Genomic DNA, 255 nt, shown 5'->3' on the forward strand with positions numbered 1-255 from the left:
TGCGATTGAGACTTCAGTGTCCCCTTCGTCTAGAGGCCCAGGACACCGCCCTTTCACGGCGGTAACAGGGGTTCGAATCCCCTAGGGGACGCCACTTGCTGGTTTGTGAGTGAAAGTCGCCGGCCCCTTATCTCAAAACTGATTTATCGCGTATGCGGTGAGTCATGTTTGAGATATTTGCTCTTTAAAAATCTGGATCAAGCTGAAAATTGAAACGACACACTGTTTCCTTTCTCCGTAATAAGAAAGGAAAAT

At 47.5% G+C, this 255-nt stretch carries 1 tRNA gene; it reads left to right on the forward strand.

Annotated features, from left to right (window positions below):
• Positions 1 to 18 precede the first annotated feature (18 nt).
• Positions 19 to 94: transfer RNA gene (locus MUU51_RS00020), tRNA-Glu, on the forward strand.
• The last annotated feature ends 161 nt before the right edge of the window (positions 95 to 255 follow it).

The organism is Scandinavium manionii, from assembly GCF_024764775.1.
Lineage (GTDB): Bacteria > Pseudomonadota > Gammaproteobacteria > Enterobacterales > Enterobacteriaceae > Scandinavium > Scandinavium manionii.